This window comes from Mesorhizobium sp. M6A.T.Ce.TU.002.03.1.1 (assembly GCF_003997275.1).
GTDB classification, from domain to species: domain Bacteria; phylum Pseudomonadota; class Alphaproteobacteria; order Rhizobiales; family Rhizobiaceae; genus Mesorhizobium; species Mesorhizobium mediterraneum.
The window spans coordinates 1-20,941 of record NZ_RZTI01000110.1 but is presented as its reverse complement, the minus strand read 5'-3'; the positions used below and the strand labels follow the sequence as shown (position 1 = coordinate 20,941).

The window sequence follows — 20,941 nt, the reverse complement described above, 5'->3', positions numbered from 1 at the left end:
TGTTCGGATCGGCGCCCAGTCCAGTTCCTTCGATACTAGGTCGAAAATCGTCTCATCCGACGCCGCCAGACCGTCCGCCAGACTCAACTGACCCAAAACACGATCCGCCATCCCGAATCTCCCTGCTGCAACCTTCACCACAGAATCACCGTTCGGCTTCTGTGCAAAGGTCTCCTTGTGGGAGAAGGTGTCGCCGAAGGCGACGGATGAGGGGTGTTCCAGGGAACGCGAACGCCTCATTCCTTCCAACACCCCTCTTCCGTCTTGGCGCTGCGCGCCAATCCACCTTCTCCCACAAGGGGAGAAGGAAAAAAGGGGCGGTCATGGCAGCGTTTCGCCGTCGAGGATCCGGGCATAGAGATCGAGATAGCCCTTTGCGGTGCGGGAGATTGGAAATCGGTCGACGGCAGAGTCCCGGCAGCGCTGCGGGGAAAGGCCGGCGATCGCGTCGAGGGCCGCAGCAAATTCCTCATCGCTGTCGAAGAACCGTCCGGTGTCGTCGTCGACGATCTCGGGCATGGCGCCGCGCCGCGTTGTCAGCACCGGCGTTCCGCACAGCATGGCCTCGACCGGCGCCATGCCGAACGGCTCTTCCCAGGCGATCGGGTTGAGAAAGGCCTTTGCCGCGCCCAGCAGGCGCTGTTTTTCGTCGCCGTCGACGACCCCATGGAAGCGAAAGCGGCTGCCCAGGCTCTTGAAGAAAACGCCATCGCGCCGAACCTGGCTGCGTAGCAACAGCCGCCAGCGCGAGCCACCGGCGATATCGAGGGGAAAATCGAATTTTTTCGCGAGATCGACCGCACGGTTCAGATTCTTGCTGGCGCGCGAGATGCCGGCGAGAAACAGAAGGCGATCGTTCTTCGAACCGGCCAGGCGGTAGGTGTCAGTCGGAAAGCCATTGTAGACGAAGGTCTTCCTGCCGTGGTTGCGCGCGTGGCTGGCGCTGACGAAACTCCAGTTTGGCTGCGGCCTGGGCTTTTCCGGGGAAAAGCCGTGCGCGGTATTGAGGGTCGGGAAGGGAACGTCGAGAAACCAGCTGTGAAAGTGGACGATATCGGCGTCCGCGGGGATGGCGGCCCGGCATTGCGCTTCCGAAGATGCATGCCGCACCTCGCAAAGCGGGTGGCTTGAGCCGGGATCGACAATCAGCACGACGCGATGGCCAAGCCGGGCAAATTCCCCAGCCAACCAGTCGACCTGGCGCTGGGTGCCGCCATAGCCCCTGGAGGGGATGGTTCCGGTCACCGCCAGTGCGATGCGCATCAGCTTGGCCCGCCAGTTTTTTGCTTGACCATGATCTTACCCAAAAACCGGTTTCCACTTTTTGGGATCATGGTCTGTCCGGCTCGACCTTCAGCGGCGAGCGCGGATGCAGCAGCAGCAGGATCGTCAACAGGCTGCAGACGATGCCGATCGCCGCGATGAGGCCGGCATCAAGCGTCGTCCAGCCGGCGCCTTCGAGCGGCTTGGCGTTGAACAGGGCGAAGGAATTATAGCTTTGCTGGTGCGAAATCAGCAGGAAGCCGGTCAGATTGTTGCCGAGATGAGCGCCGAAGGCCGCGCCGAGATTGCCGGTGACATAGACCACAAGAGTCAGGAGCAGCGCAAAAGCGGCGATCGAGGCCAGCACGCAGGCGTTGATGGCGGCGCTCGAGCTTGGGCTCCAATGCATCGAGGTGAACAGAAGTCCTGGCAGCAATGCCCAGATGAAGGGGTTTTTAAACCGGTTGGCCAGGCCCCTGAGGAGATAGCCGCGGAACAGCACTTCCTCGGACGAGGTCTGCAGCAGGGTCAGCGCAGCGATCGGGATCAGGAACAGCAGCCAGGACGACAGGCCGATCGCACCGCGCGCAATCTCGGGCTGCAAGAGATAGAGCAGGATTTCGGAGAGCAGCGATGTGATCAGCACCGCGGCCAATCCCTTGAGGAATCCCGAGCGCGAGACGCGGCGGCTGGTGCCGATCAGCGCCATCAGCGGCTCGCGATGGACCCAGCGCATGGCAACCCACAGGCCGAGCCAGATTCCGGCAAAGGAAGCGAGCGCGGCGAGGATTCCGGCGGGCGAAGCCATGAAATTCTGCACCGCCCCTCCTTCTATCGGGGCCGATGATGCCTGCCAGATAACAAAAAGATAGGCGCCGCCGAACAGCACGGCGACGGTTGTCGCGACCCAGAACAGGATGACGATCGCCGTTCCAAGCAGCAGGCGCGGCAGGGTCGTCTTGGCGTTGGGAATATGCCGGTAACGCTCGAAAGCGGTTGGATCGATCGTCACGCGGGTTCCTTGCCTGATGCATCGGGTCGCATGATCTAGAGCATCGGACCCAAAAGTGGAACCGTTTTTGGGAAAATCCGGTGCTCAAAAAGCTGGAGCGGCGGCACGCCGCTCCAGCGCGAAGCTCTGGATGAAACGATATCGGACCGAGGCGGCCGCCGTTGCTCTTGCCCAGCGGCCGGCCTGGTTGCTTGGTTATGTCAGCGCTCGACGTACATGATGCGTCGGGTGCCCGGATCGACTAGCGCCGGCTGGCCGTTCACATAGACATAGCGGTAGTCATAGTCCGGAATCTCGCGCAGCTCGACGGTATCGGGCAAGGTCGCGCCCGTAACCACCTCGCCCTCGAGATAGACCGGGTCGAGCCGGTTCGTGTCGATATAGGTGCGGACTTCGGCCGGAGGCCGCCTGATCGGCTCGATCGGCTCGCCAGCGACGATCGCTCCGGTATAGGTATCGTCATAGTCCATGTCGGCGGGCGCTTCGACGATGGCGATGCCTGCGTCGGCCGGGCGCCGGGTCAGGACAACGTCGTTGCCGCCGAAATCGGCCGTCACGTAGTCGGAATAGATCCAGCCCTGGCCATTGGCCTCCGCAATGGTGCACCATTTGCTGTTTTGGATGCAGCCCTCGAGGGTTGCCGACTGACCGGCAGCGAGCGTGCCGATGACCGGGTATTGCGGGCCGGGGCCGGCGCGCACGTTGAGATCGGCGACAGCCGAGACGGCGGTATCGGCCAAGGCTGCGCCCGACATGGCGACAAGCGCTCCGGCGACGGCAGGAAGCAGTATGCGTTTCATGATTTCGCTCCGTTTTCGTAATCCCTCGCGAACGAAAACGAAACAAGACCTCATGCGTTCCGGCTAAAATGCCTCGGCCGGCTCACGTTTTGTTCCAGTTTCTTTCGCTACACCGGTCAGGAGTTCATGGACGAAAGCCAGCTTCTGTGCGGTCACCTCCGAGATGACGAAGGGATAGAGGTCCGGCAGGCCCATGCAGCGGTTGATCGAGTTGGACGCTTCCGACAGCACCAGCCAGCGGGCCAGGATCTTTTCGAACGGTTCGGGAACGGCGCCAGGTTCCGACGGCGCCGGTTGCAGCTCGCCGCCGGTGTCGCCCCGCGACAGGTCGTTGGCCTCCACGGTTTCCAGCCGGCCGAGCGGGAAATTCAGCGCATGCACCATCTCCAGCGTGTCGGTGATGTGCAGATGGTGCGCCCATGTCTCGGCCCAGTCCTCCCAGGGATGGGACGTGGCATAGGCCGAAATGTGGCCCTGCTGCCAGTCGGGCACAGCACCATTGGCATGGTAGGCCTTCAGCGCCTGCTCGTAATCGACGCGGTCGTCGCCGAACAATGCGCGGAAGGCGGTGAGCCGTTGCGGGTCGTCGCGGATCAGGCGGTCCCAGTAGTAGTGGCCAAGCTCATGGCGGAAATGGCCGAGCAAAGTGCGGTAGTTCTCGCCCATCTCGACGCGCCGTCTTTCGCGCTCGGCCGAGTCCGCCTCGGCGACATTGAGCGTGATCAGGCCGTTGCCATGGCCGGTCAGGATACGTCCGCCCCCCGGACCGCCGCCGATCGGATCGGCGAGGAAGTCGAAGGCGAGGCCGACCTCGTCGCCGGCGTTCCGCTTGGGTGCGACCGGCAGTCCGGCAGCGAGCAGCGAATAGATTGCCCGCTTCTTTGCCGCTTCGACGCGAATCCAGCGACGGCGGTTGCCATCGACCGAAAGGTCCGGGATCAACTGGTTCAGCATGCAGGCGCGACAGAAGGCATGACCCGGTTCCGCCATCCAGTTGCAGGCGCACTCGTCGGCATTGGTGCACTGGAAAACGCCGCCGGCGCCGGACAAGACGAAGCGCGCATGCCCGGGATCGTACAGCACGGAGCTGGCGCAGTTCAGGCACTGGGCGTTCTCGAAGTAGAGGCGGTGCCCGCAATGCGGACAATCGAAGAGCTTCATCCCAATCTCAAATCATCAGGTCTTAAATCGTCAGGCCCGGATATAGTGCGGAGCGGCATTTCGCCCAAACGCCCGTCAGCGGCCGGCGTTCCTGCCGATGCTATTTTGCCGCAAGCTGGGCGGCGACCATTCTCGCCACCGCCTCGCCCGATAGCCTGGCGCCGCCGCAGGTCTGCATCAGCGGACCGGCCAGATGCTCGCCGGCGAAGAAGATTTTTTCGGCCACCGGCTGCATCAGCGTGGCGCGCGCCCGCGAACGGCCGGGCCGGGCCGCCGCATAGGCGCCGCGCACGAACCGCTCGCCGCCCCAATTGGTCATCATGGCGCGCCCGACATGTTTTCTGACGTCGCCGCCGAAGATGGCGCACAGCCGGTCGACGACGAAGTCGACGCCTGCCGCCTCGCCCGCCGCCGACATCTCCCAGGCGAAATCGCCGCCGACGAAGCCGACCATCAGGTCGAGGTCGAAGGGAAAGCAAAGGAAGTAGATGTCGTGCCGGGCCAGCCGCTCGATCAGCAGGTCATCGAACGGCTCAAGCCCGAGCCTTGTGCCCCTGATCTCCACAGGCAGCTTGGTCAGCATGCCCATCGGCAGGTCGAAGAAGGCAGCGAAATGCGTGTCGGGCAGCGCCGGCGCGAATTCGATCTCCTCGAAGGCGAGCACCGCCGGCGAGGCGGTGACGATGGCCGCCTTGGCGCGAATGGTGCCGCGATCGGTGACGCAGGCGACGCCAGGCACATCCCAGAGGATTTTCCGCACCGGCGTCGACAGCTCGACCGGCACGTCGGCGCCAAAACGGGCGACCAATGCGCCGAACCCCTCCTTGGTGAAATAGTTCGGCTCGAGATCGGCGGCGGCCTGAAAGTCGCGGATCGATATCTCGTCCTCGTCGGCGCCAAAATCCATTGGCCCGGCGAAGGTGGCGGCGGCGCGCGGCGCATGGCCCCTGGCCAGCAACGCCGAAAGGCGGTCGTCGTCGCCATCCCTGACCTCATGCGCCGCCAGCAGCTCGAACAGCCTGATATCGGCCGCCTTCATTGCGGCCTCTTCGTCCTCGCTGGCCTTTCGGTCGCGATAATAGAGATGATCGATATTCATGTCGTGATGGTGAAGCGTCCAGCGAGCGGCTTGTGCTTCGGGAAAGTAGGGATTGCGGTCGGCCGCGTGCAGCCAGGCGCAGCCGATGTCGAAAGGAACGCCGAAATGCTGATCGCTGGTCCAGGCGCGGCCGCCGATCCGGTTCATCGCTTCGAACAGCTTGAAAGAAAGGCCGGCTGCACGCAGGGTCTTGGCGGCGGAAAGTCCGGCCGAGCCAGCGCCGATGACCACGACGTCAACGTCTTCCATGAATATTCCAGCCCCCGCCACAATAATTACTTGATCGTAAGCAAGTTCTCCGGCATTCGCCAGCGCTGCGGCGGGGATACGTAAACGACTTCTTAGCGCATCGGCCCGAAAATCGGTTCCGATTCTCGGAAGCACGATGCGCAGATTAGAGTGTCAGAGCGTACTGCGTCCAAGTGGACGAACGCCGCTGCAACAGTGACAAGCGAGCGTTTCGCTGGCAAATTCGTATTTGGGACGTGATCCAGGCAACCAGGAGAGCAACATGGCATTTCTTGCCAAGGGAAAGATTTACGCAGCGGCAGCATTGATGATGCTTGCGGCGGCAACAGGTGCGCAGGCCGCCCAATGCGGCAAGACGAGTGCGGGCTTCGAAGCGTGGAAGGCAGATTTCGCCGCGGAGGCTAGGGCCAACGGTGTAGGCTCGAAGGGTCTAGCCGCTCTGGCTCGCGCGACCTACGCAACAAAGACGATCGCCGTCGACCGCGCCCTTCATAAGGCTTTCAGCGGCTCGGTGGAAAGTTTCATGAAGCGCCGTGGCGGATCTGCGATCATTGCCAAGGGCCGTGCGCTGAAGAAGTCGAACGCGGCGCTGTTCGACAAGATCGAACGGACCTACGGCGTACCGCCGGGTGTGTTGCTCGCCATCTGGGGTATGGAAACTGGCTTCGGCGCCTCCATGGGCAAACAGAATACGGTCTCTGCCATTTTAACGCTTACCTATGATTGCCGCCGTCCGGAGTTCTTTTACCCGCATGGCGTTGCAGCCCTGAAGCTGGTTGATCGCGGAGCGTTGAGCGCCTCGTCGGTCGGTGCCGCTCATGGCGAGATTGGCCACACGCAGTTCCTCCCCGGAAACGTTTTGAAGTATGGAGTCGGCAACAAAAATCTGCGCGACAAGAGCACTGCGTTGGCTTCCACTGCCAACTTCCTCAAGGGTCATGGTTGGCAGGCCGGCGCGGGTTATCAGGCGAATATGGGCGCAATTGCTGGCTGGAATTCCGCGAGCGTCTATCAACAGGCCATCGCCCGCATGGCCACGGCGATCGATGGCGATTGATAGAAATCTCTATTCGACGGAAAGCCCGGCCATGGCCGGGCTTTTTTGTTGATGTTCTAAGGTTACGACTGCCGCCGCTCGGCGGCACCCGGGATGACGGCGCGAAGCAGAGGAGCTAATTCGGCGAGCCGAGCGCCTTGTCCATCGCTTCCATGACCTCGGCCGGCCACGTGGTCCGCGCCGGCCATGCGTCCGGCTCGGGCTTGTCGCCGCGGCGGGCGAAATAGAGCTTTTGGTTGGCCGGATCGACCGCCATGAAGCCGTCATTGCCGCCGCAATCGTGCGGCACGCAGCCGCTGGCATAAAAGGCGCCGCCCGAGGCGGTCTTCTCGGTGCCGCCGCCGACCAGCAGGCTGGTCGCCATGTCGGGCATGTCCTTGCCGAGCAGCTTTTCAGCCGCCTTGTAGACGGCCTCATTGCGGAAGGCGTCGATGATGTTGTCGTATTTCGCCGGATCGATATCCTTCCAGCCGGTGCCCGGTTCCGGCATGTAGGTGAGATTGCCCGAGGTCGACAATCCGCCCGTAGGCGACCATTGCAGCGTCGGTTTCGAAGCTCCCGGCAAGAGATAAGGCACGAAATAGATGGCGCTGTCGGACACCGCGGCCGGCGGCGCGCCGCATTCGTCCTGCTCGACCGTGATGCTCTGGATCATGCCGCCTTCCGGCTTCCACACGATCACCTTGGCCGGGCCGCATTGATTGCCGCCGTCGCCGACATCGACCAGCGCCACCTTGACGCCGCCGACCTCGACTATTCTGTCGAAGAAGACGTCGTAATTGCTGGCCAGCTGCTTGCCGTCATAGGCCAGCACCTTCTCGCCATATTCTTCCTGCTGGGTGATGGTCAGCTGGCCGCCCTCGAACGGGACCGGTGCTTGGCTGTCATCTTCGGCTAGGGCCGCATTGCTCGACGCGCCCTGGTCGGCGGCCCCGCCGGACGCATCGTCAGCCGGCACGAGCACCATGTCGGTCTGTGCATGCGCGCCAGCCACCGACGTTAGAATCCACGCCAGCGCGCACGCGCCGGCAAGAAGCGAACGTGTCATGACTGTCCCTCCCTTCAGCCGCCACGAACCCGGCCTGTCGCAGCCGGGGTCATCGCACCGTTCAGGCCCAGGGGCGCAGCTCGGCGTTCTTCTTCTCGAACGAGGCGATGGCGCCGGCCTTTTCCATGGTCAGGCCAATGTCGTCGAGCCCGTTGAGCAGGCAGTGCCGCTTGAAGTCGTCGAGGTCGAACTTGACCACGCCGCCGTCCGGTCCGCGGATTTCCTTGGCTTCCAGGTCGACCGACACCGTAGCGTTGGAGCCGCGCGAAGCGTCGTCCATCAGCTTCTCCAGATCCTCCGGGCTGACGGTGATCGGCAGGATGCCGTTCTTGAAGCAGTTGTTGTAGAAAATGTCGGCGAACGAGGTCGAGATGACGCAGCGTATGCCGAAATCGAGCAGCGCCCACGGCGCATGCTCGCGCGAGGAGCCGCAGCCGAAATTGTCGCCGGCGACCAGGATCTGCGCCTTGCGATAGGCCGGCTTGTTGAGCACGAAGTCCGGGTTTTCCGAACCGTCGTCCTTGTAGCGCATTTCGGCGAACAGTCCGCTGCCGAGCCCGGTGCGCTTGATCGTCTTGAGATAATCCTTGGGGATGATCATGTCGGTGTCGACATTGACGATCGGCATCGGCGCGGCGACGCCGGTGAGCTTGGTGAATTTTTCCATGGTCTTTGCCCGTCTTCTTTTCGCTGCGGGGGATGTGTTGGCGCCCGGTTTACACAAAGAGGCGGGCAAATAAAAGGCGGCTGTCGTCGCTCGTGGTCCGGAACACAAGATCGGCACCAGACAGCTTCAAAACCGCCGCCCTATGGTGCACTTTCACCGGCATGACAACGCGATCCAAAATCCTCTACGCCAGCGAACCAGCCCTCGACGCTGCCGAGTTCCGCCGCGTGCTGGTGGAATCCGGCCTCGGCGCCACCCGGCCCATCGATGACGAAGTCCGTTTGAAGACGATGCTTGCCAGTGCGGATATGGTGTTGACGGCGCGCCTCGATGCGCCTGGCAAGCCGCTGGTTGGCCTCGCCCGCGGCATCACCGACTTTTCGTGGGTGTGCTACATTTCCGAGCTTGCCGTTTGCAAATCGGCGCAGGGGCTCGGCATCGGCAAGGGCCTGCTCGACGAAGTGCGGCGGCAGCTTGGGCCGTCCGTCGCCATCTCACTGATTTCCGTGCCCGATGCCGTCGGCTTCTACGAACGGATCGGCATGACGCGCATGGCGGACGCGTTCTGGTTTGGCCGCGAGGGTTGACGGCCTGGCTAGGCCTCTGCACCGCAGCATCGCCTGTCGCGATCCTTCGCGCCCCCTCTGTCCTGCCGGCACCAAAGAGGACCGTCGCGGCGCCGTTGTTGTTAGATCACGTTCAGCTCCCGAAAAGCCCGCCCTTCGGCGACACGGCTGTACCCAAACGCCGTGCAATCCACCGTGCGGTAGCCGCCATGCACGATCAGCTCGGCCAGCGCCTTGCCGACGGCCGGCGCCTGCTGCAGGCCGTGACCGGAAAAACCGTTGGCGAACAGGAAATTCTTCACCTCAGGATGCGGGCCGATCACCGCGTTCTGGTCGAGCGTGTTGTAGTCGTAATGGCCGGCCCAGGCGCGTGTCGGCTTGATCGCCTCGAAGGCCGGAATGCGGGTGGCCAGCACCGGCCAGATCACCTCTTCGAACAGCGGCCAGTCGGGCTCGAAATCGCCGGGGTCAGCGGGGCCGTCGCCCTCTTCCGGCTCGGCACCGCCGGTGATGTAGACCGAGCCTTCCGGCCGGACATAGATGCCTGAGGGATCGACCAGCAGCGGCATGTCGGCATATTTTTCGCGCGCCTCGAAGACGAAGACATTGCGCTTGCGCGGCTCCACCGGCAGCGCCAGCCCGGCCATACCAGCCACCTTGCCGGCATTCGGCCCGGCGGCGTTGATGACTATGCCGGCCTCGAGCCGCTCGCCATTGCCGAGGCTGACGCTGGTGACACGATCGCCCTGGCGCTCGATGCCGGTCACATCAGCGGTGATGAAATCGATGTTTTTGCCCCGCAGCGCCTTGCGGAACAGCATCAGCATGGCATGCGCGTCGAACCAGCCTTCGCCGCTGCGGCCATAGGCGCCGGCGGTGATGCCCTCGGCCGACAGCCAGGGGAAGCGACGCACCAACGCATCCGCATCCTCAAGCACGATGTCGGCGCCCTCGGCCATCTGCGCCTCGTGGTTGGCCCGCAGAATCGGCAGCCCGTTCTCGCCGGCAAGGATGAGATAGCCGCCCTCGCGAAAGCCGATATCGGCGTCGGCGCCGAACTCTTCCGTCAGCCGCCGAAACAGTTTTAGCGTGAACTGAGACAGGCGGATGTTCTCGGGAATCGAAAACTGCTGGCGAATGGAAGCGCAGGACAGCGTCGTTGCCGCATGGGCGAATTGCGGGTCGCGCTCGACCAGCGCGATCGAGCCCGAAAATCCTTCCCCGCGCAGATAATAGGCAATCGAGGAGCCGACGATGGCTCCACCGATGATCACGACGTCGTAGCGCACTTTTTCGCTTCTCCAGTTCTAGAGCATGATCCCGAAAGCCGGTTTTCGGAATCAGGCTCCAATTCATACAACCGGCAGGATGATCTCGAAGCGCGTGCCGCGCTCGGAGTCAACCAGCCGGATCGTGCCATCATGCGCTTTCAGGAGGGCCAGCACGATGCCGAGGCCCATGCCGGTGCCGCCTGAATCGCGGCGCGTGGTGAAGAATGGCTCGAAGATGCGGGCCTGGTTGCTGGGCGAAATGCCGGCGCCATCGTCGCTCACCAGGATCGTTGCCTTGCCGTCGACGCTCGCCGCCGTGATCGAAACCAGCGTTGCGCCATGCCGCGCCGAATTGTCGATGAGATTGGCCAGCACGATTGCCGCGTTCTCGGCCGAGATGCGCAGGCCGATATAACCGCCCGCCTCGATACGAACCGCCAGCCTGTCTTCGGCCGGCAGCAGCGCCAGTGCGCCGCCGAGCGACGTGCTTTCGCCGCTGGGGGCAAGATTTTCGGCGCGCGCCAGGTCGAGCAGACGACGCACCAGCAAATTGAGCCGCCCGGCGTCGGTGACGATGTTATTCGAGAACCGCCGCCGCTCGGCCTCATCCATCGCGCTGCCCGAATCGCGCAGCAGTTCGGCCGCCCCCTGGATCGCCGTCAGCGGCGATTTGAGCTCGTGCGAGACATGCGTGGCGAAGGTCTGGATGCTGTCCGAGCGCGCATGCAGCTTTTCGGCCATGTCGAGAAAGGCGGCGGACAGCGCTGCCATCTCGCTCGTGCCGTGGTGTTCGAGCGGCCTGATCGCTTCGCGGTCGCCGGCGGCGATGCGCTTCGTGCGTTCCATCAGCGCGTAGATCGGCCGGCTGACGGTGCGCAGGAAGACGAGCGCGATGAGCAGCGTGCCGCCGAGGATGGCGATCGCCGCCAGCACCACCTTGCCGCGCTCGCCATAGAGGTGCTTGACGATGTTGTTCGGCGTTCGCGACAGGTAGACCACGCCGGCGACCTTGCCGGCGACCGCGACCGGCAGGGCGACGAAAACGCGGACTCTCGTGCCGCGGCTCACCGAGTAGAGCGATGGCGGCGGCTCGTCGGAGATCCTCTGCCTGAGCGCGCTGGCGTAGCGGCCGACAAGTGCTGCGTGAACCTCCTCGACGGCGCTAAGCGACAGGCCGACCTCTTCGCGTCCGGCGATGACGACGCCTTTTGCGTCGAGCAGCCGGAAGCCGGCAAGCGTGGTTTTCTGCGTCTCGGCAAGAATGCCCGACAGGCGGGCCCCGACCGCCGCGAAGGCGGGATCGACGGCAGCGGCGGTGGCCGCGGGTCGGGTCGGCTGAACGGAGTCAGAGGCAAGATCGAGGCGCGGCTCGATCGGCCGGTAGGGAGAGTTCGGATCGCTGGCACTGGCGGCAGGCACGGCCGCTCCGAGCTTCTCGGCCGGGATGCCGGCGTCGCGGACCTCTTGCGCATAGATGGCGGCAAGGGCCGCACCTTGCGCGATCAGCTCGGCTTCGGTCTGGCGGATCAGCTGGTTCTCGTAGAGCCGGAAGAAGAACAGGCCGACCAGCGGCAGCGCCATCACCATGATGAGGATGGCGACAACGATGGTGGCGAGGCGCGGCCGCCATTTGCTGCCAATCCATTTTTGGGCGCTCACGCGCCGCACCGGCCCAGCCGGAAGCCGACGCCATGCACGGTCTCGATCGCGTCCGTGCAGCCGGCCGCCGCCAGCTTGGCGCGGATGTTGCGGATATGGCTGTCGACGGTGCGATCGGCGACATGGATGTTGGCTGCATAGGCATTGGCCATCACCATGTCGCGGCCGAGCACATGCGCCGGTCGCGCCAGAAACCCTTTCAGGATCGCGAATTCGATTCCCGTCAGCACCAGCGGCCTGCCATCGAAGCTGGCGGCGTGGCTGGCCGGCACCAAAGCCAGCCTGCCATGCGAGAACTGCCTGTCGTCGGTCTGTTCCGCCTTTGTCGGACGGGCGCGTCGCAGGATGACATTGACGCGGGCGACCAGCTCGCGCGGGCTGAACGGCTTGGTGACATAGTCGTCGCCACCCATTTCGAGGCCGAGGATGCGGTCGATCTCTTCATCGCGCGCTGACAGGAACAGCACCGGCACGTCCGATGTGTGCCGCAGCCGCCGGCAGACCTCCAGCCCGTCCATCTCCGGCATGCCGATATCGAGCACGACAAGATCGGGGGCGCGGCGCTCGATTGCCAGCAGGGCGGCAGCGCCGTCGGACACGGCAACCGTCTTCATCCCGGCCTTTTCGAGCGCAAAGCAGATGATCTCGCGGATGTGCGGATCATCGTCGGCGACCAGGATGTGATGCGGCATGAATCAGCGGCCCGGCACGAAGGGTTCGGAGCCCTGAGGAACCACGAACGGGATACGTGTGTCGAGAGTGCGAAGCAGCCGCCAGTCGCGAAAGCTCCAGGCGCGCCAGTTTTCTCGGGCCGCGCGATAGTGGGCCTCGTCCTGCCCAAGCAAACGGGCGAGCTCGCGGTACGAGGAAACGCTGGCCGCATTCGTCTTGCCCTGATGCTCAAGGAAGCGATCGAGCGCCGGCCAGGCGTCAGGACCGAGCGAACGCAGATACCAGAAATCGAGCTCGGTGCCCTGGCCGGTCATTTCGAAGGAGTGCTCGACATTGTAGTTGGCGATCAGCGCCGCGAAGTTGATGAAGCAGCAGGCATAGAGCGTCATCGAAAGCGTCAGAAGATTGGCGGAAAGCAGCCATTCATTGGATTTTTCGAGTGCGATGCGGGCGATGATCAGGGCAAGGCCCGCCGCCACCAGCCCCATCCAGACGAAGGCGGCGATGCGCCAGTAGGTCAGCGCATAGATGCCGATATAGAGGTCGAGCCGCAGGATCGACGAGACGACCAGCATGATGTTCTGCGCCACCCAGATATAGACCAGCCGGCGGATGAGCGGATCGCCGGAGGTCGTGCTGCCTGGCCGCAGCGCTGCCAGGACGAAGCCAGCGGCGAGCAGCGCCGTGACGATCAAGGGATAGGCGCCGCGATGCGCATAGGCGGCGTAGGTCAGCCCGTCGGGCAGGGCGATGCCGCCCCACAGATAGGTGACGTCGAGCGCGGTCTGCATCGCAAACAGGATGTTGAAGACGACCAGCGCGCGAAGAATGGCGGCCTTGCCGAAGATGATGTCCTCGATTGCCGTGGCGGGTTTTGTCGTCGTCACCTGGCCGACAGGCATAGACGATACCACACGCGGAATGGAGCGAAGAGAGCGCGGCAGGCGCGGGCGCAGAAAGGCCCAGACGCCGGCAAGCACGAACAGCCAGAAGGCTAGCCGCGGCAGCTGGATGAGCTTGAGCCACGCGAGCAGATCGATCAGCGACAGCCAGTATTCGATGACCGGATTAGCGGCGCCGAACAGAGCGAGAAACACCGTTCCCAGCGACAGCGGCATGACCCAGACGGCGATCGCCGCGAAGCGGATGCGGCGCCGGCCAAGCCGCCGCGCCGCCTTGCGCCAGCGGAAGAAATCGTGGACGAGCCGGAATGGTGCCGCGAGCAGGAAGAGCGCGACCAGACCGGCAATGCGGGCAAGCCCGCGCCGCAGCCGGCCGACCAGCGAAAGCGCGAAGACGGCCATGGCCACCAGCCCGATGGCGACGGACAGCGCACTGACATTTTCAATGAGCGGCAGCAGCCCGACAAACAAGGCGGCAAGTCGGAGCCACAGGCCGCGGACGCTGAGCGCCGAAGGCTGGATGGCCGCGGCTGCGGCGGCAAGCGTAATGCCGAACAGGAAAAGCGTGATGCCGACGGGCTGGCCGTAGAAGAAGAAATCGGCCAGCGCGGCAAGCAGGACCGCAACGCCGAAGCGCGCGCAATAGCTCGGCGCGGCCGTAAGCAACGATGTCATGATCGGACTTTCTCAGCGGCTTTGATCCGGCCGGCATATCTGGGCAGAGATTTGGGGATGAAGGGGAAGAGGGTCGCCGAAGTGCCGGGTGGATCGACGAGCCACCAATCTTCGCTACGGAGCCGGTAAGGCAGCGACCAACGGGGTTTTTCTCTCTCTTGCATGCCGCCCTTTTCGCCGGCCGAAATGCAGGCAGCGAGGCGGGTCCAAGGAGATTTTCGGGAGTTTTATGCAGTTTTTGTGCAGGCGAAGACGGCTTGCCTCGATCGGCCGCAGGCGGCATAGATCTGGGATGACGACCGAAACCTACCGCCCGCGCCGCTCGGTGCTCTACGTCCCGGCTTCGAACGACAAGGCACTGGCCAAGCTTCCGTCGCTGGCCTGCGATGCCGTCATCATCGACCTCGAAGATGCCGTAGCCCCCGCCGACAAGGTTTCCGCGCGCGAAAAACTGGCCGGCATCTTCGCCGATCGCCCCAGCCGCCGCTGCGAGATGGTCGTGCGCATCAATGCGCTTTCCAGCGAATGGGGCGCCGACGATTTGCTGGCTGCGGCACGCTGCGAGCCCGACGCCATCCTGCTGCCCAAGGTCGACACACCGCGCGATGTCCTCGAACCCGGCGACGTCCTCGACGACAATTTCGCACCGGACGCGGTGAAACTATGGGCGATGATCGAAACGCCCAAGGCACTGCTCAACATCGGACCGATTGCCGAGCTTGGCCGCGATCCGGCCTCGCGGCTGGTCTGTTTCGTTGCCGGAACGAACGATCTGGTCAAGGAAACCGGCATTCTCGCCACGCCCGACCGGCGCTATCTCACACCGTGGCTGATGCAGATGGTGCTCGCCGCGCGCGCCGGTGGCCTTGACCTGCTCGATGGTGTCTTCAATGATTTTCGCGACCTGGACGCTTTTGCGCGCGAATGCGGGGAGGCAGCCGCCATGGGGTTTGACGGCAAGTCGCTGATCCACCCGGCTCAGATCGAGGCGGCGAACCGGGCCTTTGCGCCATCTGCCGAGGCGGTGGCCGAGGCGCGCTCGGTGAAAGAGGCCTTCGCGCTTGCCGAAAATGCCGGCAGCCAAGTGATTGCGCTGAATGGAAAGATGGTCGAGCGGCTGCATCTGGCGCAGGCCGAAAAACTGCTGGCGAAGGCGGCCGCCATCGGGGCATGATTGGCAACTCACGACAGGAATGAAAAATGAAACTCTACCGCTTTCTGTCCGCTCCGGACGATTCCAGCTTCTGCCACAAGGTGACTGCGGCGCTGAACAAGGGCTGGCACCTGTTCGGCTCGCCGACCTATTCCTACGACCAGGAGGCCAAGGCCATGCGCTGCGGCCAGGCCATGGTGAAGGATATCGAGGGCCAGGAATACGGACCCGACACCAAGCTCAGCGACTGGTAGGGCGCTGACATCGCTCGTCCTTCGTCATCCTAGTAAAACAAGCTTATCCTGCTGTCCGAGTGAGCAGTTCTTGGCGGAAGCCGGAACGGCAGCCAACGGCGGCGCGCACGACCCGATCAGCGCCAAAAATGCAAGTCTGGCGCACTTTCCAATGCTAGTCGTCGCATCGCTGTCGGCCGCGAAAGGCGAAGCAAGCTCTATGACGGGCCGGCGTAGCTGTCCATTGTTTCCCTCGCGGTGCTATTAGTCGTGTTGCCGAGGGCGACCAATCACCGAAAGGCGTCTCCGACAGAAGCTGATCCCATGTCAGCTTGCTAAGTGAACAGTTTTAAAACTGTCCCGGGTTTCCCTGACGGCGGAAGGCCCGGCATCAAATGCTACGATTCCGAAACCGAATCGAAATCATTTCGCGGCTATGAACGCCGATGGGCGCGCATTTGAGGGGTGGATCGCCATGAGGTTGAGGTTCGAATTGCGGTCGGCATTGGCCCGGATCGTCAGCGCCATGGTGACATCCTGCTATGGTCGTTTTGTCCATTCCCGCGCCGCGAACCTTTCCATCGTCATGGCGCTGAGCCTGCTGCCGTTGGTCGGGGCGATCGGGTTTGCGATCGACTATACCAACGTCCTCCGCGAAAAGAATGAGTTGCAGGCCCTTCTCGACGCCGCCCTGCTGGGGGGCGCGGCGCAGGGCGCCACCTCCGCCGAGGCCACGGCGACGTCCCTGTTCAGCGGGTTCATCGCCGGCAGCCCGGATTTCGCGGCCGACCCGGACCTGAAGGCCAACATGTCCATCAAGCTGGACAACAGTACGCTCTCGGGCAGCGCGACCTACAGCTACCCGCGCTTGTTCCCGTTTGTCTTGGGCGACCCGACCGTCAACGTTCGCGTCACGTCCGCCGTCAAGATGGCTACGTCGGCCGTCCCTTGCATCATCGTCCTTGCGAATAACCCGCAGGCGCTGCTGCTCAATAGTGGCGCCAACGTGGATGCCGAGTCCTGCGTGATCGACGTTCATTCCATCAGGGACCCGGCCTTCATCATGAATGCCGGCGTCACCATGAACATCAGCAAGCTCTGCGTGAAGGGCACGAAATACATCAAGAACGGCGGTACGCTGTCCAAGCTGGAGACGGCATGCGCCGTCACAGCGGATCCCTATGCCGGCGCCATTCCCGAGCCCGCCGTTCCCTCGACCTGCACCACATCCGGCGCGCATGACGGACAGACGCAGACCTTGAACCCGGGACTGCACTGCTGGGTGAACTTCAATGGCAGCCCTACCATCACGTTCAATCCGGGCCTTCATATCATCAAGGGACCGATGATCATCAATTCCGGCGCCAAGGTCATCGCCGAAGGCGTCACCTTCTACTTCCCGGATACCGACAGCATGATCCAGGCCAACGGCGCCCTCACAATCACGGCCTCGGCCCCGAGCAGCGGTGCCTACAAGGATATCCTGATGTTAGAAAAGACGAGCGATCCCGCCAACAACGCCAACAAGCGCCAGTATGTGTTCAACGGCTCGAACGGCGAGTCTCTGACTGGGATCATCTATCTGCCCAACCGGGACGTCACCTACAACTCGACCACGAACATCACCTCCAGCAAGATCTCGATGGTCGTGAACACCATGATCATCAACTCCGCCAACTGGAAATTCAGCGGCATCGCCGGCCAGTCGGCGAAGATCTATCTCTCACAGTGATGCGCGCCGGCGCAAATGACGCCGAACCGGAGCAGGATAGCGGCGACGAAGCGTGGGCCGTTACTCCGCCGCCTCTTCGATCCGCTCCATATCATCGTCCGACAGGCCGAAATGATGGCCGATCTCGTGGATCAGCACATGGGTGACGATGTCGCCCAGCGTCTCTTCGTTCTCGGCCCAGTAGTCGAGAATGGCGCGGCGGTAGAGCGTGACGCGGTTCGGCCCCTCGCCGGTCTGCGGATTCCAGCGTTCGGCGATCCCGCGCCCCTCGAACAGGCCGAGCAGGTCGAAGGGCGTTTCTAGCGACAGATCGTCCATGATCTCGTCGGTCGGGAATTCGGCGATCTGGATGACGATCTCGCCGGTCAGCTTGCGAAATTCCTCCGGCAGATGGGCGTAAGCCTCCAGCGCCAGGAACTCCATTTCCTCCATCGATGGCGAAAGCTGGTCGTGCCAGACACGGGTCTTGTAGATGCGGGCCATGCTTTGTCCTTCTGATCCCGGCATATAGGCTTTCGAGCCGAAATCGGCAAATGGCCGGGTTGCCGTCCACACGCGGACAGGAATAAATTCCCCATGACTCCGCTTGACTCTTCGGGCGCCCTCTGGAATCTATTAGAACATAACAGGAACAATTGTGAGTGGAAGCTGACCGTCATGGCGACAAGCGCCGTGGCGCGGGAGACTGTTTTTGCCCTGCGCCGCCAGATCGCGAAGATCGAGGGAACGCTGCCCGAGCGCCTGGAGGCGCCGGCCGGCGCAGCCCCCGTTGATGCGGATGTCACACCCCAGAATCCAACAGCGGATGTCACACCCCAGGGTCTAACAATCGTCCGCCGCGGCCTCGCCGTGGCGCCGCCCGATGCGTTTCTGCGCACCGGCGCCGAGGGTCTCGATACCGCGCTCAGCGGCGGCCTGCCGAAGGCGGCGCTGAGCGAGATCCATGGCGCCGCGACCCGTGATGCCGGGGCCGTCGCCGGCTTCGCCCTGTCGCTCGTCAGCCTGATTCTCAAACAGGGGCCGCGATTGCCGGTCCTGTGGATCGGCACCGCGGAAATCTTCCGGGAGGCGGGCTTCCCCTATGCCAGAGGGCTTCACGCCGTTTTCGGCATCGAGCCGGAGCAATTGCTGTTTTCCGAAGCGCCAAAACTCCTCGACGCGCTGTGGATCGCCGAGGAGGCCGCCCGGATGACGGCGCTCGCCGCCGTCATCCTCGAAATCCGCGGCAGCCCGCAGCGGCTGGATCTCACCGCGACGCGGCGGCTGCACGCCCGGGCGCAGAATGCCGGCCGGCCGGTCTTCCTGCTGCGCCAGGCCGGCGAGGCAGAGCCTACGGCGGCACCCGTTCGCCTCATCCTGTCGGCGGCGCCGTCGGCATCCCGCCAGACGATCGCCGGGCCACTTGCCGGCTCGATCGGCCGTCCCGCCTTCACCGTCAGCATCGGCAAGAGCCGCACGGCCTTGCCAGGACAATTCACACTGGAGTGGAACCCCGATGAACACAGTTTCGAAGAAAGACGGGGCGAGGAAAGAAGGGCAGCGAATTCTGTCCCTGTGGTTCCCGCACCTCGCCGCGGAAAGGGTCCTGCGGCAGCGTCTGGGGCGGTCCTGGCGTTCCCGGCCGTCGGATCACCTGCCGCTGGTGATCAGCCATCGCCAAGCGAACGCGCAGCGCATCGCCGCCCTCGACGAGCGGGCTGAGGCGCTTCACCTGAAGCGCGGCATGGGCATAGCCGACGCGCGCGCCATGCATCCGTCGATCGACGTGGTGGAAGCCGATCCCGAGGCCGACCGCCGCCTGCTCGAAAGTCTTGCCGACTGGTGCGACCGCTACACCCCGCTGGTGGCGCTCGACGCAGCCGATGGCCTGTTCCTCGACGTCACCGGCTGCACCCATCTTTTCGGCGGCGAACGCTCGATGCTCGACGACATCCTGTCGCGCTTTTTCTATCAGGGTTTTGATGTCCGCGCCGGCCTTGCTGCCACGCCAGGTGCTGCCTGGGCGGCAGCGCGGTTTGCCAGTGACCGCATCGTCCCCGGTGGCGAGGAGGAGGCGCTTCTCGCACCCTTGCCGCTGGCGGCGCTGCGCATCGAGCCTGATATCCGCGCCAGCCTGGAAAGCGTGGGCCTGCGCACGGCGGGCGCCGTCATGGCAGCCCCGCGCGCGCCGCTCGCCCGCCGCTTCGGTGTCTCGCTGCTTTTGCGTCTCGACCAGGCGCTCGGCCGCCTCGACGAGGCGGTGTCGCCGCGCCTGCCGGTCGCGCCGCTTTCGGTCGAACGCCACCTCGCAGAACCCATCATGCTGACCGACGAAATAGAGCGGCTGGTGAAAATGCTGGCGACGACTTTGAAGGTGGATCTCGAGCGCCGCGGCGAAGGCGCAAGAAGGCTGGCGCTGCTGCTCTTCCGCGTCGACGGGGCCGTCAGCCGGATCGCCGTCGGCACGTCGCGGCCGCTGCGCGAGCCGCTGCTGATCCAAAAATTATTTCACGAAAGGCTAGCCGCGCTCGAACAGGACATCGATGCCGGCTATGGCTTCGATCTCGTGCGCCTCTCCGTCCTGTCGGCCGCCGCCTTCGACATGCAGCAGGCCGATCTCGCCGGCGAGACGCGCGATGACGGCGCCGATATTGCCCTTTTCGCCGATCGCATCCGCGCCCGGCTCGGCGACAGCGCGGTTTTGAAACCGGTTGCCGTCGAGAGCCATCTGCCCGAGCGCGCCGTCGCCACGCTTCCCTTCGCGGAGGCGCCGCAAAGGGTCTCTCCGCCGAAGAAGCCGGACAAGATACAAGACACTAAGCCTGGCTTCCGGCCGGAACGCCCCATCCGGCTGTTCCGTTCGCCCGAACCGATCGAGGTCCCGGCCACCGAAATGCCTGAGGGACCGCCCATGAACTTCCGCTGGCGGCGCGCGCTGTATCGGGTCGCGCGCGCCGAAGGGCCGGAACGCATCGCCCCGGAATGGTGGCGGGAGGCGGCGGGGCAGGAAGACGCGCCGACCCGGGATTATTTCCGCATCGAGGATAGCGACGGCCGCCGTTACTGGCTCTACCGCCAGGGTCTCTACGGCGCCTCTCAAGTCCCGCCGCGCTGGTTCATGCATGGGGTCTTCGCATGAACGCGCTGGCGGCCGTTCCCTATGCCGAATTCGGCATCCAGTCGAATTTCTCGTTCCTGCGCGGCGCCTCGAAACCGGAGGAGCTGGTGGTCGCGGCAAAGTTTTTGGGATTCTCGTCGATCGGGCTTGCCGACCGCAACACGGTGGCCGGTGTCGTGCGCGCCTGGCAGCAGGCCAAGGTGGAAGGCCTTTCCTATCATCCCGGCTGCCGCCTGGTTTTTTGCGACGGCACGCCCGACGTTCTCGCCTATCCGCAGGACCGCAAGGGCTGGGGCCATCTCTGCCGCATGCTGACGCAAGCCAATATGCGCGACGAAAGCGAAAAGGGCGCACCGCTTCTCTATCGCGACGACCTTTTCGAATGGGGCGATCTCATGTCGCTGGCGATCCTGCCGGATCTGTCGGCGCCAGATGATCTTAAAATGATTAGTCGGCTCAAGGATCGTTTTGGCAAGGCTTTGCGGCTTGCCGTTTCGCCGGATTATCACGGCAACGACCGCTTCCGCATCGAGCAGGCAGCTTCCATGGCTGAGGCATCGGGCATTCCGCTGATGGCGACCAACGACGTTCTTTACCATACGTCCGAACGACGCCGGTTGCAGGA

21 protein-coding genes are annotated in these 20,941 nt (G+C 63.8%); 8 read left to right on the top strand and 13 right to left on the bottom strand.

The genetic code is table 11. The features are described from left to right. The 6 genes from EOC93_RS34495 to EOC93_RS25435 form a co-directional block, all read right to left on the bottom strand. The coding region (locus tag EOC93_RS34495; RefSeq protein ID WP_206532275.1) for a hypothetical protein at positions 1–240 on the bottom strand (240 nt) is incomplete at its 3' end. Positions 241–321: 81 nt separating this feature from the next. Further along, the gene (locus EOC93_RS25455) at positions 322–1,263 is read right to left on the bottom strand and encodes a glycosyltransferase (protein WP_127205981.1); all 942 of its coding nucleotides are present in this window, start codon (positions 1,261–1,263) and stop codon (positions 322–324) included. A 67-nt stretch (positions 1,264–1,330) separates the two neighbouring features. Beyond that, positions 1,331–2,275, bottom strand: a complete 945-nt coding sequence (locus tag EOC93_RS25450) for a CPBP family intramembrane glutamic endopeptidase (protein WP_127205980.1) — start codon at positions 2,273–2,275, stop codon at positions 1,331–1,333. 200 nt (positions 2,276–2,475) lie between these two features. Beyond that, entirely contained in the window at positions 2,476–3,075 is a 600-nt protein-coding gene (locus tag EOC93_RS25445; RefSeq protein ID WP_095484839.1) for a DUF1236 domain-containing protein, read from the bottom strand. Positions 3,076–3,138: 63 nt separating this feature from the next. After that, on the bottom strand, positions 3,139–4,236 hold the full coding sequence (locus EOC93_RS25440; RefSeq protein WP_127205979.1) for a putative zinc-binding metallopeptidase: 1,098 nt from the start codon (positions 4,234–4,236) through the stop codon (positions 3,139–3,141). 100 nt (positions 4,237–4,336) lie between these two features. After that, complete coding sequence (locus tag EOC93_RS25435; protein ID WP_095484837.1) at positions 4,337–5,584, bottom strand: NAD(P)/FAD-dependent oxidoreductase; 1,248 nt, start codon at positions 5,582–5,584, stop codon at positions 4,337–4,339. A 262-nt stretch (positions 5,585–5,846) separates the two neighbouring features. Here EOC93_RS25435 and EOC93_RS25430 point away from each other — a divergent pair, with 262 nt between their 5' ends. Then, positions 5,847–6,641, top strand: coding sequence for a lytic transglycosylase domain-containing protein (locus EOC93_RS25430; protein WP_095484836.1), 795 nt, complete (start codon positions 5,847–5,849; stop codon positions 6,639–6,641). Positions 6,642–6,756: 115 nt separating this feature from the next. Here the strand turns inward: EOC93_RS25430 and EOC93_RS25425 are convergent, their stop codons facing one another. Then, on the bottom strand, positions 6,757–7,689 hold the full coding sequence (locus tag EOC93_RS25425; RefSeq protein ID WP_126104309.1) for a hypothetical protein: 933 nt from the start codon (positions 7,687–7,689) through the stop codon (positions 6,757–6,759). 61 nt (positions 7,690–7,750) lie between these two features. Then, a complete protein-coding gene (gene leuD / locus EOC93_RS25420; protein WP_126104308.1) occupies positions 7,751–8,356 on the bottom strand; it encodes a 3-isopropylmalate dehydratase small subunit in 606 nt (201 codons plus the stop codon). Positions 8,357–8,517: 161 nt separating this feature from the next. Between leuD and EOC93_RS25415 the strand changes: the two genes are divergently transcribed. Beyond that, entirely contained in the window at positions 8,518–8,943 is a 426-nt protein-coding gene (locus EOC93_RS25415) for a GNAT family N-acetyltransferase (RefSeq protein WP_127205978.1), read from the top strand. A 101-nt stretch (positions 8,944–9,044) separates the two neighbouring features. Here the strand turns inward: EOC93_RS25415 and EOC93_RS25410 are convergent, their stop codons facing one another. The 4 genes from EOC93_RS25410 to EOC93_RS25395 all read right to left on the bottom strand — a co-directional run bounded on the left by EOC93_RS25410 (position 9,045) and on the right by EOC93_RS25395 (position 14,101). Then, positions 9,045–10,211, bottom strand: coding sequence for an FAD-binding oxidoreductase (locus EOC93_RS25410; protein ID WP_127205977.1), 1,167 nt, complete (start codon positions 10,209–10,211; stop codon positions 9,045–9,047). A 63-nt stretch (positions 10,212–10,274) separates the two neighbouring features. Continuing rightward, positions 10,275–11,861, bottom strand: a complete 1,587-nt coding sequence (locus EOC93_RS25405) for an ATP-binding protein (RefSeq protein WP_127205976.1) — start codon at positions 11,859–11,861, stop codon at positions 10,275–10,277. Continuing rightward, on the bottom strand, positions 11,849–12,544 hold the full coding sequence (locus tag EOC93_RS25400) for a response regulator transcription factor (RefSeq protein ID WP_095484830.1): 696 nt from the start codon (positions 12,542–12,544) through the stop codon (positions 11,849–11,851). The genes EOC93_RS25405 and EOC93_RS25400 overlap by 13 nt, the downstream gene beginning before the upstream one ends. A gap of 3 nt (positions 12,545–12,547) precedes the next feature. After that, positions 12,548–14,101: a DUF4173 domain-containing protein gene (locus EOC93_RS25395; RefSeq protein WP_127205975.1), complete on the bottom strand. Its 1,554-nt coding sequence runs from the start codon at positions 14,099–14,101 to the stop codon at positions 12,548–12,550. A 292-nt stretch (positions 14,102–14,393) separates the two neighbouring features. Between EOC93_RS25395 and EOC93_RS25390 the strand changes: the two genes are divergently transcribed. From EOC93_RS25390 to EOC93_RS25380, 3 genes are all read left to right on the top strand, one after another. Then, positions 14,394–15,275 (top strand): CoA ester lyase, encoded by an 882-nt coding sequence (locus EOC93_RS25390; protein ID WP_164759273.1) that lies wholly within the window; start codon positions 14,394–14,396, stop codon positions 15,273–15,275. Positions 15,276–15,301: 26 nt separating this feature from the next. Continuing rightward, positions 15,302–15,508 (top strand): DUF1737 domain-containing protein, encoded by a 207-nt coding sequence (locus tag EOC93_RS25385; protein ID WP_127205973.1) that lies wholly within the window; start codon positions 15,302–15,304, stop codon positions 15,506–15,508. A 505-nt stretch (positions 15,509–16,013) separates the two neighbouring features. Further along, a complete protein-coding gene (locus EOC93_RS25380; protein ID WP_164759272.1) occupies positions 16,014–17,219 on the top strand; it encodes a pilus assembly protein TadG-related protein in 1,206 nt (401 codons plus the stop codon). A gap of 60 nt (positions 17,220–17,279) precedes the next feature. Here EOC93_RS25380 and EOC93_RS25375 read toward each other — a convergent pair whose 3' ends face one another. After that, entirely contained in the window at positions 17,280–17,702 is a 423-nt protein-coding gene (locus EOC93_RS25375; RefSeq protein ID WP_095485111.1) for a metallopeptidase family protein, read from the bottom strand. Between the two features lie 174 nt (positions 17,703–17,876). On the opposite strand from EOC93_RS25375, the gene EOC93_RS34995 reads away from it, so the two are divergent. The 3 genes from EOC93_RS34995 to EOC93_RS25360 all read left to right on the top strand — a co-directional run. Further along, positions 17,877–18,920: a hypothetical protein gene (locus EOC93_RS34995; protein ID WP_095484825.1), complete on the top strand. Its 1,044-nt coding sequence runs from the start codon at positions 17,877–17,879 to the stop codon at positions 18,918–18,920. Then, a complete protein-coding gene (locus tag EOC93_RS25365) occupies positions 18,862–20,337 on the top strand; it encodes a DUF6504 family protein (RefSeq protein WP_127205971.1) in 1,476 nt (491 codons plus the stop codon). The genes EOC93_RS34995 and EOC93_RS25365 overlap by 59 nt, the downstream gene beginning before the upstream one ends. Next, on the top strand, positions 20,334–20,941 hold a 608-nt coding region (locus EOC93_RS25360; RefSeq protein WP_127205970.1), incomplete at its 3' end, for a PHP domain-containing protein. The genes EOC93_RS25365 and EOC93_RS25360, both read left to right, overlap by 4 nt.

What these genes read in the sequence shown, in the direction of transcription:
- EOC93_RS25415 (WP_127205978.1), top strand. Translation starts at nt 8,518, where the DNA reads ATGACAACGCGATCCAAAATCCTCTACGCCAGCGAACCAGCCCTCGAC.
- EOC93_RS25445 (WP_095484839.1), bottom strand. Translation starts at nt 3,075, where the DNA reads ATGAAACGCATACTGCTTCCTGCCGTCGCCGGAGCGCTTGTCGCCATG.
- leuD (WP_126104308.1), bottom strand. Translation starts at nt 8,356, where the DNA reads ATGGAAAAATTCACCAAGCTCACCGGCGTCGCCGCGCCGATGCCGATC.
- EOC93_RS25385 (WP_127205973.1), top strand. Translation starts at nt 15,302, where the DNA reads ATGAAACTCTACCGCTTTCTGTCCGCTCCGGACGATTCCAGCTTCTGC.
- EOC93_RS25400 (WP_095484830.1), bottom strand. Translation starts at nt 12,544, where the DNA reads ATGCCGCATCACATCCTGGTCGCCGACGATGATCCGCACATCCGCGAG.
- EOC93_RS25455 (WP_127205981.1), bottom strand. Translation starts at nt 1,263, where the DNA reads ATGCGCATCGCACTGGCGGTGACCGGAACCATCCCCTCCAGGGGCTAT.
- EOC93_RS25380 (WP_164759272.1), top strand. Translation starts at nt 16,014, where the DNA reads ATGGTGACATCCTGCTATGGTCGTTTTGTCCATTCCCGCGCCGCGAAC.
- EOC93_RS25430 (WP_095484836.1), top strand. Translation starts at nt 5,847, where the DNA reads ATGGCATTTCTTGCCAAGGGAAAGATTTACGCAGCGGCAGCATTGATG.
- EOC93_RS34995 (WP_095484825.1), top strand. Translation starts at nt 17,877, where the DNA reads ATGGCGACAAGCGCCGTGGCGCGGGAGACTGTTTTTGCCCTGCGCCGC.
- EOC93_RS25390 (WP_164759273.1), top strand. Translation starts at nt 14,394, where the DNA reads ATGACGACCGAAACCTACCGCCCGCGCCGCTCGGTGCTCTACGTCCCG.
- EOC93_RS25435 (WP_095484837.1), bottom strand. Translation starts at nt 5,584, where the DNA reads ATGGAAGACGTTGACGTCGTGGTCATCGGCGCTGGCTCGGCCGGACTT.
- EOC93_RS25375 (WP_095485111.1), bottom strand. Translation starts at nt 17,702, where the DNA reads ATGGCCCGCATCTACAAGACCCGTGTCTGGCACGACCAGCTTTCGCCA.
- EOC93_RS25395 (WP_127205975.1), bottom strand. Translation starts at nt 14,101, where the DNA reads ATGACATCGTTGCTTACGGCCGCGCCGAGCTATTGCGCGCGCTTCGGC.
- EOC93_RS25425 (WP_126104309.1), bottom strand. Translation starts at nt 7,689, where the DNA reads ATGACACGTTCGCTTCTTGCCGGCGCGTGCGCGCTGGCGTGGATTCTA.
- EOC93_RS25440 (WP_127205979.1), bottom strand. Translation starts at nt 4,236, where the DNA reads ATGAAGCTCTTCGATTGTCCGCATTGCGGGCACCGCCTCTACTTCGAG.